The 14,171-nt window shown below is 64.9% G+C and carries 13 protein-coding genes, 1 pseudogene and 1 other annotated feature; of the genes and pseudogenes, 11 read left to right on the top strand and 3 right to left on the bottom strand.

Features of this window, described 5'->3' with window-relative positions:
- The 6 genes and pseudogenes from RDM88_RS08065 to leuD all read left to right on the top strand — a co-directional run.
- Window positions 1–232, top strand: a pseudogene (locus RDM88_RS08065) (DNA repair protein RecN); the annotation flags it as partial.
- A gap of 88 nt (window positions 233–320) precedes the next feature.
- Entirely contained in the window at window positions 321–1,547 is a 1,227-nt protein-coding gene (gene tyrS, locus RDM88_RS08060; protein WP_308754349.1) for a tyrosine--tRNA ligase, read from the top strand.
- Between the two features lie 26 nt (window positions 1,548–1,573).
- Window positions 1,574–2,203 (top strand): ECF transporter S component, encoded by a 630-nt coding sequence (locus tag RDM88_RS08055; protein WP_308754348.1) that lies wholly within the window; start codon window positions 1,574–1,576, stop codon window positions 2,201–2,203.
- A gap of 69 nt (window positions 2,204–2,272) precedes the next feature.
- Window positions 2,273–2,521: a binding site (T-box leader), on the top strand.
- Between the two features lie 83 nt (window positions 2,522–2,604).
- Entirely contained in the window at window positions 2,605–4,134 is a 1,530-nt protein-coding gene (locus tag RDM88_RS08050; protein WP_308754347.1) for a 2-isopropylmalate synthase, read from the top strand.
- Between the two features lie 46 nt (window positions 4,135–4,180).
- Entirely contained in the window at window positions 4,181–5,440 is a 1,260-nt protein-coding gene (gene leuC, locus RDM88_RS08045) for a 3-isopropylmalate dehydratase large subunit (RefSeq protein WP_308754346.1), read from the top strand.
- Between the two features lie 15 nt (window positions 5,441–5,455).
- Window positions 5,456–5,950: a 3-isopropylmalate dehydratase small subunit gene (gene leuD, locus RDM88_RS08040; protein WP_308754345.1), complete on the top strand. Its 495-nt coding sequence runs from the start codon at window positions 5,456–5,458 to the stop codon at window positions 5,948–5,950.
- 48 nt (window positions 5,951–5,998) lie between these two features.
- Here the strand turns inward: leuD and larC are convergent, their stop codons facing one another.
- The 3 genes from larC to larE are packed head-to-tail and all read right to left on the bottom strand — an operon-like array spanning window position 5,999 to window position 8,829.
- Entirely contained in the window at window positions 5,999–7,315 is a 1,317-nt protein-coding gene (gene larC, locus RDM88_RS08035) for a nickel pincer cofactor biosynthesis protein LarC (RefSeq protein WP_308754344.1), read from the bottom strand.
- Entirely contained in the window at window positions 7,312–8,070 is a 759-nt protein-coding gene (larB, locus tag RDM88_RS08030; RefSeq protein WP_308754343.1) for a nickel pincer cofactor biosynthesis protein LarB, read from the bottom strand. Before larB ends, larC begins: the two co-directional genes overlap by 4 nt.
- Before the next feature lie 12 nt (window positions 8,071–8,082).
- The gene (larE, locus tag RDM88_RS08025; RefSeq protein ID WP_308754342.1) at window positions 8,083–8,829 is read right to left on the bottom strand and encodes an ATP-dependent sacrificial sulfur transferase LarE; all 747 of its coding nucleotides are present in this window, start codon (window positions 8,827–8,829) and stop codon (window positions 8,083–8,085) included.
- 331 nt (window positions 8,830–9,160) lie between these two features.
- Here larE and RDM88_RS08020 point away from each other — a divergent pair, with 331 nt between their 5' ends.
- From RDM88_RS08020 to RDM88_RS08000, 5 genes are all read left to right on the top strand, one after another.
- Entirely contained in the window at window positions 9,161–10,138 is a 978-nt protein-coding gene (locus tag RDM88_RS08020) for an ABC transporter permease (RefSeq protein ID WP_308754341.1), read from the top strand.
- On the top strand, window positions 10,135–11,025 hold the full coding sequence (locus RDM88_RS08015; protein ID WP_308754340.1) for an ABC transporter permease: 891 nt from the start codon (window positions 10,135–10,137) through the stop codon (window positions 11,023–11,025). Before RDM88_RS08020 ends, RDM88_RS08015 begins: the two co-directional genes overlap by 4 nt.
- On the top strand, window positions 11,010–12,554 hold the full coding sequence (locus RDM88_RS08010; protein ID WP_308754339.1) for an ABC transporter substrate-binding protein: 1,545 nt from the start codon (window positions 11,010–11,012) through the stop codon (window positions 12,552–12,554). The genes RDM88_RS08015 and RDM88_RS08010 overlap by 16 nt, the downstream gene beginning before the upstream one ends.
- A gap of 13 nt (window positions 12,555–12,567) precedes the next feature.
- Window positions 12,568–13,590 (top strand): ABC transporter ATP-binding protein, encoded by a 1,023-nt coding sequence (locus RDM88_RS08005; protein ID WP_308754338.1) that lies wholly within the window; start codon window positions 12,568–12,570, stop codon window positions 13,588–13,590.
- On the top strand, window positions 13,583–14,171 hold a 589-nt coding region (locus tag RDM88_RS08000; protein ID WP_308754337.1), incomplete at its 3' end, for a dipeptide/oligopeptide/nickel ABC transporter ATP-binding protein. The genes RDM88_RS08005 and RDM88_RS08000, both read left to right, overlap by 8 nt.

Genomic DNA, 14,171 nt, shown 5'->3' with positions numbered 1-14,171 from the left:
CCGGCAGGTAATCGTCGTCACACATCTGGCGCAGGTCGCCGCCTATGCGCAGCACCACCTGCTCATTTCAAAGTCGGCCCGCAACGACCGCACCTTCACGTCGATCACCCCGCTCGAGGGAGAGGAGCGGGTGCGGGAGCTCGCGCGCATCACCGGCGGCGAAACCCTCAGCGAGATCGCGCTGGAACATGCCCGCGAGATGCTTCGGGAGGCGGACGGAGCCTTCCGGTAGGGGTTGTGCTTTGTGCTTTTGCATGCTATACTGGTAAAAATCCGCCCAGCGGATGGTAATAAAGAAATTAAAACAAGGGGAAAGATCGATGACAGTATTTGAAGAATTAACCCGACGCGGCCTGATCGCGCAGATGACCCACCCGGAAAAGATCGAGGAGCTTCTGAATAACGAGAAGGTCACCTTCTATATCGGGTTCGACGCGACTGCGGACAGCCTCCATGTCGGCCACTTTCTTCAGTTGGTTGTAATGCGCCGCCTCCAGCTCGCGGGACACCGCCCGATCGCGCTGCTCGGCACGGGAACCACCCTCATCGGGGACCCGACCGGGCGCACCGACATGCGCAAAATGCTCACGCCGGATGCGATCAACTATAACGCCGAGTGCTTCAAGCGCCAGATGGAGAAGTTCATCGACTTTTCCGACGATCGGGCGCTCATGCTCCGCAACGGCGACTGGCTCTGCAAGCTCAACTACATAGAGCTGCTCCGCGACGTGGGCGTCTATTTCTCGGTCAACCAGATGCTCACGATGGACAGCGTCAAGACCCGCCTGGAGCGCGGGCTCTCCTTCCTCGAATTCAACTATATGATCATGCAGAGCTATGACTTTTTAAAGCTGCACCGCGACTACGGCTGCATGATGGAGCTGGGCGGCAACGACCAGTGGGCGAATATCCTCGGCGGCATCGACCTGACCCGCCGCGTCACGGGCGACGAGGTCTACGGCATGACCTTCACGCTGCTCACCACCAAGGAGGGCAAGAAGATGGGCAAGACGGAGAACGGCGCCGTCTGGCTCGACCCGGAGAAGACCTCCCCCTACGAGTTTTTCCAGTACTGGCGCAACGTCGCGGACGCCGACGTCGTCAACTGCCTCAAGCTGCTCACCTTCCTGCCGATTGAGGAGATCGAGGCGATGGAAAAATGGGAGGGCAGCCAGCTCAACCAGGCCAAGGAGACGCTCGCCTTTGAACTGACCAGGATGGTGCACGGCCAGCAGGAGGCCGACAAGGCGCTGGCCGCCGCACGCGCCCTCTTCGGTGCGGGCAGCCAGAGCGACGACATGCCCACGACCACCCTTTCGGCCGCGGATTTTGCCGGCGGGAAGATTTCGGTGGCGGATCTGCTCGTCAAATCCGGGCTCGCGCCCTCCAAGGGGGAGGCAAAGCGCCTCATCCAGCAGGGCGGCGTGTCCGTAGATGATGAAAAGGTTGGAGACTTTACGGCGGAAGTTGGTACGGATGCCTTTGAGAAAGGCCATGTGATCCTCAAAAAGGGCAAAAAAATCTACCACAAGGTCCTGCTGGGCTGAGCCCCGGCGCGCTGGGAGGCGGCGAGATGAAGGAATCCCTTTCCCGCACGAAATATCTCTCGATGCTGGGGCTGCTGGCCGCAATGGAGATCGTGCTGACCCTCACGCCGCTCGGGTTCATTCCGCTCGGCGTGACCAAGGCGACGACCCTGCACATCCCGGTCATCCTCGGCGGCGTGCTGATGGGGCCGCTCGCGGGAGGCATCCTGGGCGGCGTGTTCGGGATGCTCAGCGTGATCACCAACACCTTCCAGCCGACGATCACCTCCTTTGTGTTCACGCCCTTCTATTCGCTCACCCCCGAATACAGCGGGAACCTGTGGAGCCTCGTCATCGCGATCCTGCCCCGGGTGCTGATCGGCGTCTTTTCCGCGTGGGTCTTCCGCCTGCTTCGGCGGGCCTTCAAAGGGGACACAGCCGCGTTCCTCGGCGCGGGAATCGTCGGGGCAATCACCAATACCGGACTTGTGATGGGCGGCATCTACCTCTTTTTCGGCCCGAGCTATGCAGCCGCCAAGGGGATCGCGCGGACCGCGCTGCTCGGCGTGATCATGGGCGTCATCGGGCTCAACGGCGTGCTTGAGGCGGCGGTTGCCGCGGTGCTGACCGTCGCGCTTGGCAAGCCCCTGTCCACCGTGCTCCGGCGGATGCGGTGAAATTTTTTGGAAATTTACGTCTTGACAAACGCGGCCTCGCGCGTTATCATGTCTAACAAGATGAATACGTCAAAGGCGTTGACGGGGAACAAAACACATCCCGCGCGTTTACAGAGAGCCGCCGGCCGGTGCGAGGCGGTACCGCGAATGTGAATAACTCGCCCCCGAGCTGCCGGTCGAAAGCTTCATTTGCGATTAGAACCGGACGGAACCCCGCCGTTAGATGGGGAGCGCATTGTTGGATGCGGTTGAGCGGGCTGCCCATGGCAGTCAATGAGAGTGGTACCACGGAAGTTTTTCAAAACCTTCGTCTCTTTTTGGAGAGGCGAAGGTTTTTTTGTTTTCTCCGCGATCCGCGCTGACGTTTCTCGAAATCTGATTACGGGAAAGGGGCAATCACCATGAGCACAAGAAAGATCAAGATTTTCGACACCACCCTGCGGGACGGGGAGCAGTCCCCGGGGTGCAGCATGAACTTCAACGAGAAGCTGGAGATGGCGCGCCAGCTCGAACGGCTGGGCGTGGACGTCATCGAGGCGGGCTTCCCTGTTTCGTCGCCCGACGACTTCCGGGCGGTCGAGGCGATCGCCAAAATCATTAAGAATTCCACCGTCGCGGGGCTCGCGCGCTGCGTCGAAGGGGACATCCAGCGCGCGTGGGACGCGGTCAGGCACGCCGCGCATCCGCGCATCCACATCTTTCTGGCGACGAGCGACATCCACATGAAATACAAGCTCAAGATGACCCCCGACGAGGTCGTCGCCCGCGTCGCCGAGATGGTCCGGTTCGCGCGCAGCCTCTGCCCGGACGTCGAGTTTTCGGCCGAGGACGCCTCCCGCAGCGACCGCGACTTCCTCGTAAAGGTGTTCGAAACGGCGCTCTCTGCGGGAGCAGATGGGATCAACATCCCCGACACGGTCGGCTACAGCACCCCGAATGAGATGCATGACCTCGTCTCCTACGTGAAGGCGCACCTCCAGAATCCCGCCGTGGACATCTCGGTGCACAACCACAACGACCTCGGCATGGGGGTCGCGAATACGCTGGAGAGCATCCGGGCGGGCGCGACGCAGGTTGAATGCACCGTCAACGGCATCGGCGAACGTGCGGGCAACGCCGCGATGGACGAGATCGTCATGGCGCTCAAAACCCGCGGGGATTTCTACGGCTGCACGACGGGCGTCAACACCCGCCAGATCTACCGCACGAGCAAGCTGCTCTCCACGATCACCGGCGTGGGGGTCTCGCCCAACAAACCGATCGTCGGCGCGAACGCCTTCGCGCACGAGAGCGGTATCCACCAGCACGGCGTGCTCGCCGAGCGCACCACCTACGAGATCATGAGTCCCGACGACGTGGGCGTCTACCAGAACAAGATGGTGCTCGGCAAGCATTCGGGCAAGCACGCGTTCGCCGACCGGATCGCCGAGCTGGGCTACCGGATGTCCGACGAGGACATCGCCGAGGCGTTCGAGCGGTTCAAGGCGCTGGCCGACCGCAAGAAGGAGATCACCGACCGCGATATCGAGGCGCTCGTCGGCGACGCGGCGATCTCCGACGTCAAGGAGACCTACAGCCTCAGGAGCTTCGTCGTCAACTCGGGCACCGTCATCTCCGCGACGGCGGTCGTACGGCTCGTGCGGGACGACGGGGAGGAGAAGGAGCATGTAGCGCGCGGCGAGGGCCCGATCGACGCGGCCTTCAACGCGATCGATCGCATCGTCAAGATGGACACCAAACTGGAAAACTGGACGATGCAGGCGGTCACCGAGGGCGAGGACGCGCTTGGCGAGGCGATCTGCAAGATCAGCTGTAACGGCCATACGGTCACCGGGCGCGGCCTGAGCCCCGATATCCTCGAATCCTCCATCCGCGCCTACATCAATGCGATCAATAAGGCGATTGCGATGGAAGAGAAGGCCATGATATAATGGGTGCGGAATACGGGACATACTCTGATGGAAATGGGGAATTGACATGGGAATGACGATGAGCCAGAAGATCCTGGCCCAAAAAGCGGGCCTTGACTCCGTCGTGCCGGGCCAGCTGATCAACGCGGACGTCGATATGGTGCTCGGCAACGACATCACCACGCCGGTCGCGATCGACGAATTCGAGAAGTACGGCTTCGACGGCGTCTTCAGCAAGACGGGCATCTCGATCGTGCTCGACCACTTTGTGCCCAACAAGGACATTAAGGCGGCGCAGCTCTCCAAGCGCTGCCGGGAGTTCGCCGGGAAATACGGCATCCGGAACTTCTTCGACGTGGGGCGCATGGGCATCGAACACGCGCTGCTGCCCGAGCAGGGGATCGTCGCGCCGGGCGAACTGGTCGTCGGCGCGGACAGCCACACCTGTACATACGGCGCGCTCGGGGCTTTTTCGACCGGCTTCGGCTCGACCGATATGGCCGCCGCGATGGCCACCGGCAAGTGCTGGTTCAAGGTGCCCGCCGCCATCCGTTTCAACCTGACCGGCAGGCCGGGCAGATGGGTGAGCGGCAAGGACGTCATCCTGCACATCATCGGGATGATCGGCGTGGACGGTGCGCTTTATAAATCGATGGAGTTCGGCGGCGAGGGGCTGAAGAACCTCTCGATGGACGACCGGCTGACGATCGCGAACATGGCGATCGAGGCGGGCGCGAAAAACGGCATCTTCGAGGTGGACGAGGTGACGCTCGCCTATGAAAAGGGCCGCGTGGACCGTCCCTTTGAAATCTACGCGCCCGACCCGGACGCGGCCTATGACGCGGTCTACGAGATTGACCTCTCCGCGATCAAACCGACCGTCTCCTTCCCGCACCTGCCGGAGAACACCCGGACGATCGACGAAGTCGGGGACGTGAAAATCGACCAGGTGGTCATCGGCTCCTGCACCAACGGCCGCATGAGCGACCTGGCCGCCGCCGCCGAAATCCTGCGCGGCAGGAAGGTGGCGGACGGGGTGCGCTGCATCGTCATTCCCGGGACCCAGCAGATTTATAAAGAGGCGATGGAGGCCGGATACCTCTCCGACTTCATCGAGGCGGGCTGCGCCGTCTCGACGCCGACCTGCGGCCCCTGCCTCGGCGGGTATATGGGCATCCTCGCGGAGGGGGAGCGGTGCGTCGCGACGACCAACCGCAACTTCGTCGGCCGCATGGGCCATGTGAAGAGCGAGGTCTACCTCGCATCGCCCGCCGTCGCGGCGGCCAGCGCCGTGGCCGGGAGGATTGCCGGCCCCGACAGCCTGTAAGGGAGGAACCAACCAATGAAAGCTACCGGAACCGTCCATAAATATGGGGACAACATCGACACCGACGTCATCATCCCCGCGCGCTGCCTCAACATCTCCGACCGGAAGGAGCTCGCCACCCACTGCATGGAGGACATCGACGCGGATTTCGTCAAAAAGGCGCGGCCGGGCGACGTGATCGTCGGCGGCTGGAACTTCGGCTGCGGCTCCTCCCGTGAGCACGCGCCGATGGTCATCAAAGAAAACGGCGTCTCCTGCGTGATCGCCAAGACATTTGCGCGCATCTTCTACCGCAACGCGATCAACATCGGCCTGCCGATCCTCGAGTGCGAGCAGGCGAGCGACGCGATCCAAAACGGCGACCGCGTCGAGATCGACTTCGATACGGGCGTCATCCAAAACCTCACGCGGAATGAACGCTATACCGCCGCGCCCTTCCCCGCGTTCATCAAGGAGATCATCGACGCGGACGGCCTTTTAAATTCCATCCGCCGCAGGATGGGAAAATGACAAAACGCCCGCCGGCCACCAGAGTGGCCGGCGGGCGTTCTTCCTTTTTCACGCTTCGGATCCGCAGGCGGCAACGGCATGCCGCCAGACCGTTTCAAACGGGACGCCGTGCGCCTTTGCGGCGGCGAGCACGTCTGCATACTCCGGCTTCTCCTTGGCGACCCCGTGGCCGCTGCTCCGCTTGACGCGGATGGGGCCGTAGGGGGTGTCCACGGTCGAAAGGGAGGACCGCAGCACCGTGCGGCGGCAGGCGCTCTCCCGCACGCCGAGGGTCGAGGTGTGCAGGAGCATCGCCTCGATCACCGCCTGTTTCTGCGCGGGGCGGGCAAGGCAGGTGAGCATTACGCCCGGCCGGTTCTTTTTCATCTGGATGGGGGTCAGGAAGACGTCGAGCGCGCCCGCCGAAAAGAGCGGGTCGACCGCCGCGCCGACCGCCTCGGGGGTCATGTCGTCGAGGTTGCAGCGAAGCTCGCAGATTTCGTCCATCCCGCCGTCCTCCTCGCCGAGGAAGGCGCGCAGGCAGTTGGCGCGCTCAAATTCCTTGCTGCCCATGCCGTAACCGATCTTTTCCGCGGCCATGACGGGCATCGGGCCAAAGGAAGAGGCAAAGTGCCGGAGCAGCGCGGCTCCGGTTGGGGTGCAGAGCTCCCCGCGGATTTCCCCGCCGTAAGCGGGCACGCCGCGCAGGAGGTGGGCGGTGGCGGGCGCGGGCACGGGCAGGACCCCGTGCGCGCAGCGCACGAAGCCGCTTCCGACGTGGACGGGGGAGGCGGCGACGCGGTCCGCGCCGATCAGGCGGAAGAGCAGGCAGCAGCCGACGATGTCCGCGACCGCGTCCATCGAGCCGACCTCGTGAAAGTGCACCTCTTCGACCGGTACGCCGTGCGCGTGGGACTCCGCCTCGGCGATGAGGCGGTAGACGGCGAGCGCGTCCGACCGGACCTCGGCGGGCAGGTCGAACCCTTCGATCAGCGCGCGGATGTCGGAAAGGCTGTAATGGCGGTGTTCATGCGGATGGCAGTGCCCCGCGCCGTCTTTGTGCTCGTGTGTGTGCGGCGTCTCCCCGCCGTGAGCGTGTTCGTGATGGTGTCCGCGGCCGTGCTCATGGAGGTGCGGCGCCTCCTGCGCGTGGGAGTGGGCGCCGACGTCCTCACTGTGTTCCTCCTCGCCGTGCACCTTCACGCGGATATGGGTGCCGGTGACGCCGCACTTCTGCATGGGTTCGCTTGTGATCTCCACGCCGGGGATGCCCAGCGCGTTCATCCGGGCGAGGAAGGGCGCGGGGTCGGGCAGCAGCTCGAGAAGCGCGGCCATCAGCATGTCGCCCGCCGCGCCCATCTGGCATTCGAGGTAGAGCGTCTTCATGAATTCGTCCCTCCCATGTGATTGATCATGCTGGCGAGATAGCCCGCGCCGAAGCCGTTGTCGATGTTGACGACCGACACGCCGCTCGCGCAGGAATTGAGCATCGAGAGCAGGGCGGAGAGCCCGCCGAAATTCGCGCCGTAGCCGATGCTTGTGGGCACGGCGATGACCGGGCAGTCGCACAGCCCGCCGATCACGCTGGCGAGCGCCCCCTCCATGCCCGCGACGGCGACGACCACGCGGGCGCCCATGAGCACGTCCAGCTTCGCGAGCAGCCGGTGCAGCCCCGCGACCCCCACGTCGTAGAGCCGCTCCACCGGGTTGCCGAGCGCTTCGGCTGTGACGGCGGCCTCCTCCGCGACGGGGATGTCGCTCGTGCCGCCCGTCGCGACGACGATATGCCCCTTGGCGTCGGGCACGGGGCGTTCCCCGGCGATCGCGATGCGGGAGACGGGGTCGTAGCTGATCGCGATTTCCTCCGCGACCGCTTCGGCCTTGTCGGGGGAGAGGCGCGTGATGAGCACGCTGCCGCCGCGCGCCGTCATCGAGCGGGTGATGCCAACGATCTGCGCGGGCGTCTTGCCGCTGCCGAAGACGACCTCCGGGACGCCCTGGCGAAGCGCGCGGTGGTGGTCCACCTTCGCGTAGCCCAAGTCTTCAAACGGGCACATCTTCAGGTCCAGCATCGCCTGCTCGGGGGAGAGCGCCCCCATTTTAACCTGCTGCAAAATCTGTAAAATCCGGTCCTGTTCCATCAAGTCGTCTCCTTAACCGCGCGGCTGCAAATCGAGCAGTACCGCGTCAAAATCGGGGGACAGCGCGTCCAGGATTTCCCGACGCGCCGAAAGCGCGCGGGGAAGCTGCTCCTCCGGGAGCTGGACGCGCGCCGCGCCGCCGTAATGCCGCACCCGAAAATCGGTGAACCCGAGGGAAAAGAGGGCGTTTTCAGCGCGTTCGGTCTTTTCCAGCAGGCCGGGGGTGATCGGCGTGCCGGCGGGAATCCGGGTCGCGAGGCAGGCGTAGGCGGGTTTATTGTGGGTGAAGAGCCCCGCCTCGCGGGAGAGCCGCCGGATTTCCGGCTTGGAGAGGCCCGCCTCCCGCAGGGGGGAGCGCACCCCGAGCTCCGCGAGCGCCTTCATACCCGGACGGTCGCCGCCGTCGTCCGAGGCGTTTGTGCCGTCGCAGAGCACCTCGAACCCATCTGCGCGCGCTGCCTGCCACAGCCGGGTGAAGAGCGCGCGTTTGCAGTGATAGCAGCGCAGCGGACCGTTCTCCGCCACCCCGGGAACCCCGAGCACATCGTATTCGACGATGTGCAGCGGCATGCCGAGCCGGGCCGTGAGCTTTTGGGCGTCCTCGAGCTCGAACCGGGGCTGGAAGGGCGTTTTCAAAAAGTAGGCGGACGCATCGCAGCCCGCCGCCCTGGCGGCGTGGAGCAGGTAGGCGGAATCCACCCCGCCGGAAAACGCGACCGCGACCCGCGGATGTGTGGAAAAAAAGGATTCGAGAGGCATCCAAAAGCCCTCCTGTCGACAAAAAAAGGCTCACGAAGCGTGAGCCTTCTGGCAGTTTATTCCGTGGCTTGACCACAGACAGCGCACTTCCCGTGCGCTACCAGTTTACAATAACGGAACCGATTTGTCAATCGCGGCGGCTTGACAAATCTCCTTCGTTCGGTTATTCTTAGTGAGGTCCGCAGAAGCGGACGCGTATGCCGCCCACGAAGGGACGGCAGGCATTACAGACGATTTGACGAAAGAAATCATGAAGATTTTCCCGCGTATGGCGCGGGGGATTTTTCATGGTTTTTTCTTTTACGTCAAATTCAGCGGAGGGGGAGAAGGAATGAAACGCGCGGCGAAAAACGCGGCCAGGCGGACGCTGGGGTTTGTGCTGGCGCTGCTCCTGCTTTCGCTCGCGGTTTTTTACCTTTCGCGGCTTTCGCCCGGCGACCCGCTGCGCTCCTACTACGGCGAGAGCGCGGAACGGCTCAGCGAATCCGAACGCGCCGACGCGCTCGACCGGCTCGGACTGGACCGCCCGATCATCGTGCAGTACGGCGTGTGGCTCAAAAACGCGCTCCGGGGCGACTTTGGCGTCTCCTTCCAGTATAAGCGGGATGTGATGACGGTGATCGGCGGCGTCTATGGGAACACCCTGCTGCTCGGCGTGACCGCCTACCTGTCCACCTTCGGGCTGGCGCTGCTGCTGGGGGCCTTCTGCGCGCTGCGGGAGGATTCGCCCGCCGACCGCGCCGTCCGGCGGATCGGCACCGTGACCGGATGCATCCCCTCCTTCTGGCTGGCGCTTCTGCTGATCCTGCTGTTCAGCGTCGAACTGGGGCTGCTGCCCTCGAGCGGGGCCTACGACATCGGCAGGCCGAACGACCTTTTGGGGCGCCTGCGCCACCTCATCCTGCCGCTCGCCGTGCTGGTGCTCGGGCACCTCTGGTACTACGCCTGCCTTATCCGAAACCGCCTGCTCGACGAGGTGCGGCAGGACTATGTCCTGCTCTGCCGCGCGGAGGGACTCAGCCGCCGCAAAATCCTCTTTACCCAGTGCCTGCGCAACGTCCTGCCCTCCTATTTCGGGCTGATGGCGGTGTCGATCCCGCACATCCTGGGGGGCACCTACATTGTGGAAAAGGTGTTTTCCTATCCCGGGCTGGGCACACTCTGTTTTGAAAGCGCGAAATACCACGACTACAACATGCTGCTCGTCCTCTGCCTCATCACCGGCGCGGTCGTCATGCTCGCGGGCATGGCGGCGCGGGCGCTGGGCGGGGCGCTCGACCCGCGCATGAGGGGGAGGGGCGCGCGATGAACTTTTTGCCGGGAGACTTCTCCTTTGCGCCCGCGCCCGCCGGCGCGGCCCCGCCGCTCCTGCCCCCGAAGCCGCGCGCCAAACGGCCGTGGGCCGCGATCTGCCTGCTCGGGCTGGTCCTGCTGGGCTGCGTCCTCGCGGACGCGCTCGCGCCGCGCGACCCCGGATACCTCGACCTTTCGCACATCGGCGCGCCGCCCTCGGCGGACTTCTGGTTCGGCACCGACCCGATGGGACGGGACCTCTTCTCCATGATCTGGCACGGGGGCCGGGTCTCCCTCTTCGTGGGGTGCCTCGCGGCCGCGGTCTCCACCGCGATCGCCCTGCTCTACGGCAGCGTCAGCGGGGTCGCTCCCGTAAAAGCCGACGCCGCGATGATGCGCTTTATCGAGCTTTCCCTCTCGGTGCCGTCCATCCTGCTCGTCATCTTTTTACAGGCGGTCATCGGACGCCAAAGCCCGGCCGGCATCGCGCTGGTCGTCGGCGCGACAGGCTGGATGCAGATGGCGCAGGTCGTGCGCGGGGAGGTGCGCAGGCTGCGGCACAGCGCCTACGTCCTCGCGGCGCGCACGATGAAGGCGGGTTTCTGGCACATTCTGCGGCGGCACCTGTTGCCGAACCTCCTTTCCCCCCTCATGTTCATGGTCGTCACCAACATCAGCGCCGCGATCGCGACCGAATCAACCCTCAGCTTTTTGGGGCTCGGCCTGCCGGTCGGCGACGTCTCGTGGGGGAGCCTGCTCTCCCAGGCCGACCGGGCGCTCCTGTCGGGGAGCTGGTGGGTTATCGTCATCCCGGGCGTCTTTTTGATCACAACGCTCGTCTCCATCACCGACATCGGAAATTACATCCGCAGGGAGGGTAACAAATCATGCAGCAACCTGTAACGCGCCTTCTGGCCGTCCTGCTGGCGGCGGTCCTCTTTCTGCTGTCTGGCTGCGGCGCGGCGGGCGGGGAACTGGAAGAGACGACCCTCGTCTATGGCAGCGGGGATTATACGAGCATCAACCCCGCGCTCTATGAGCACGGGGAAGTGAACCTGCTGCTCTTTTCGGGACTGACCGCCCGTGACGGGGAAAACCGGATCATCCCCGGGCTGGCGGAAAAGTGGGAATACGACCGCGACAGCCTCACCTATACCTTTACGCTCCGGAAGGGGGTCAAATGGCACGACGGCGAACCGTTTACCTCCGCCGACGTAAAGTTCACGCTGGAAGCGATCCTCGACCCCGAAAACCTCTCGGAGATCGCCTCCAACTACGAGGACATCGCCGCGATTGAAACCCCCGGCGACCATACGGTGCAGATCACCCTTTCTTCTCCCAACGCCGCGATGCTCGATTACCTCGCGATCGGCATCCTGCCGAAGCATCTGCTCGAGGGAAAGGACCTCGTCACCGACCCCTTCAACCAGGCACCGGTCGGGACCGGCCCCTATCAATTCGTCTCGTGGGACGCGGGGCAGAGCATCCTGCTCGAGCGCAATCCCGATTACTACGCGGGCGCGCCGAAAATCGGGCGGATCATCTTCAAAATCGTGCCCGACGAGAAGGCGCGCGCCATGCAGCTGCGCTCGGGGGAGCTCGATCTCGCGCAGGTTTCCCCGCAGGACGCCCGGTCGTTCGAGGGTGCGGAGGGCTTTACGGTCTGCGACATGAAGACCTCCGACTATCGCGGGGTCCTCTACAACTTCAGCCATCCGCTCTTTGCCAAATACCGCGAGCTGCCCAACGCGCTGAGCTACGCGGTCGACCGGCAGGCGATCGTCGACAGCGTCCTGCTCGGCAGGGGCCAGTCCGCCTATTCGCCCCTCCAATCCGGGCCCTACAACAATCCAGCCGTCGAAAAGTTCCAGTACGACCCGGTCAAGACCCGCGCGATGCTCGAGGCGGCGGGCTGGGAGCAGGGCGCCGACGGCGTCTACCAAAAGGACGGCGACCGGCTGGCCTTTACGATCCACTGCCCCGAGGGGGACCCGGTACGCGTCGACATGGCGAACATCTGCGCGCAGCAGTTCTCAGAGGCCGGCGCGGACGTGACCGTCTCGATCGATTCCGAGATTGACTGGGCGGGACAGGCCGCCTATCTGATCGGCTGGGGAAGCCCCTTCGACCCCGACGACCACACCTACAAGGTGTTCGGGACCGGGCAGGCCGCCAACTATGGGAACTACTCCAACCCGCGCGTGGACGACCTGCTCGGCAGGGCGCGCGGCACCGACGTCTCCGCTGACCGGATGAAATACTACCAGGCGTTCCAGGAGGCGCTGACCGATGATTTGCCCTACACCTTCCTGGCCTACGCCGACGCGGTCTACGTCGTGAAGGACCGGGTGCGGGGAATCGCGCCCGAGACGGTGCTCGGGCATCACGGGGTGGGAATCTTCTGGAACGTCGTGGACTGGACGCTCGCCTGAAAGGGGAATGATCATGGACGCGCTGCTCGAGGTGCGGGATTTGAAAATCGCGTTTGACGCTCCGCGCGGCATCATCCAGGCGGTGCGCGGCGTCTCCTTCTCCCTCTGCGCGGGGGAGACGCTTGCGGTCGTGGGGGAGAGCGGCTGCGGCAAATCGGTGCTCTGCAAGAGCCTGCTGGGCCTGCTGCCCCACCGGGGGCGCGTTGCGGGCGGAAGCATCCTCTACGCGGGGCGGGACCTCGCCGCGATGGGAGAGCGGGAGCTCGAGGGAATCCGCGGGAAGGAGATCGCGCTCGTCCTGCAAAACCCGATGTCCGCCTTCAATCCCTCCCTGCCGGTGGGAAAGCAGATCGCCCGCGCCGCCCGCGCGCACGGCGGAATCTCCCGCGCCGGGGCGAAGGCGCGGGCGGTCGAGCTGATGGCCCTGACCGGCATCCCCGACCCCGCACGGCGGTACGGCGACTATCCGCACCGGTTCTCGGGCGGGATGCTCCAGCGCTGCGTGCTCGCGTCGGCGCTCGCCTGCGGCCCGAAGCTGCTCGTCGCCGATGAGCCGACCACCGCGCTCGACGCGACCGTGCAGGCGCAGCTGCTCGCCCTGCTGGGGGAAATCCAGCGGAAGACGGGCGTTGCGATCCTCTTTATCACCCACGACCTCGGCGCGGCGGCGCGGATCGCCGGGCGCGTCGCCGTCATGTACGCGGGGAAGCTCGTCGAAATCGGCACTGCGGAGGAGATTTTTCACGACCCGAGGCATCCCTACACCTGGGGGCTGCTCGCTTCGATTCCCTCCCCGGATGGCACGGGGGAGCTCTGCAGCATCCCCGGCGCGCCGCCCGACCTGCTCAATCCTCCCGCCGGGGACGCGTTTGCCCCGCGCAATCCCTGGGCGCTGGGCGTCGACTGGCGGGAGGAGCCGCCCCTCTTCCGGGTATCAGACACCCACTGCGCCGCCTCCTGGCTGCTGCATCCCGACGCGCCGCGCGTGGACCCGCCCGCCTGGGCGGGAGAAAGGTGGGTGACCTCCGATGGATGAGCCGCTGCTCGAGGTGTGTGGTCTGCAAAAGCGGTTTTTATCGCGCGGCGCGGAGATCCGCGCGGTCGACGGCGTGTCCTTTTCGATCGGGCGCGGGGAGCTCTTCGGGCTTGTCGGGGAGAGCGGCTCGGGAAAATCGACCGTGGCCCGCTGCGCCGCGGGGCTCTACCGCCCGGACGGCGGCGAGATCCGTCTCGCGGGGAGCTTCCAGATGATCTTCCAGGACGCGTCCGGCTCCCTCAATCCGCGCATGACCGCCGAAGAGCTGATCTGCGAGCCGCTCGAAATCCTGCGCCGGGGCGGGCGCGCCGAACGCAGGAAAAAAGCGCGTGAATTGCTCGGGCTGGTCGGCCTCGGCGAAGAGCTCGCCGGCTGTTATCCGGGCGACCTCTCGGGCGGGCAGCAGCAGCGGATCGCCGTGGCGCGGGCGCTCGCGCCCGACCCCGACCTTCTGCTTGCCGACGAACCCGCCGCCTCGCTCGACATGTCGGTGCGCGCGCAGATTTTAAACCTCTTCCTCCGTCTGCGGCGGGAACGGGGCATGTCCGTTCTGCTGATCTCCCACGACCTTGCCGCGGTGC

The sequence above is a fragment of the uncultured Anaerotruncus sp. genome (genome assembly GCF_902490045.1).
In the GTDB taxonomy this organism is placed as follows: Bacteria; Bacillota; Clostridia; order Oscillospirales; family Ruminococcaceae; genus Anaerotruncus.
Note: the sequence above shows the minus strand (reverse complement) of the source record. Positions and strands in the feature narration are given on the sequence as shown.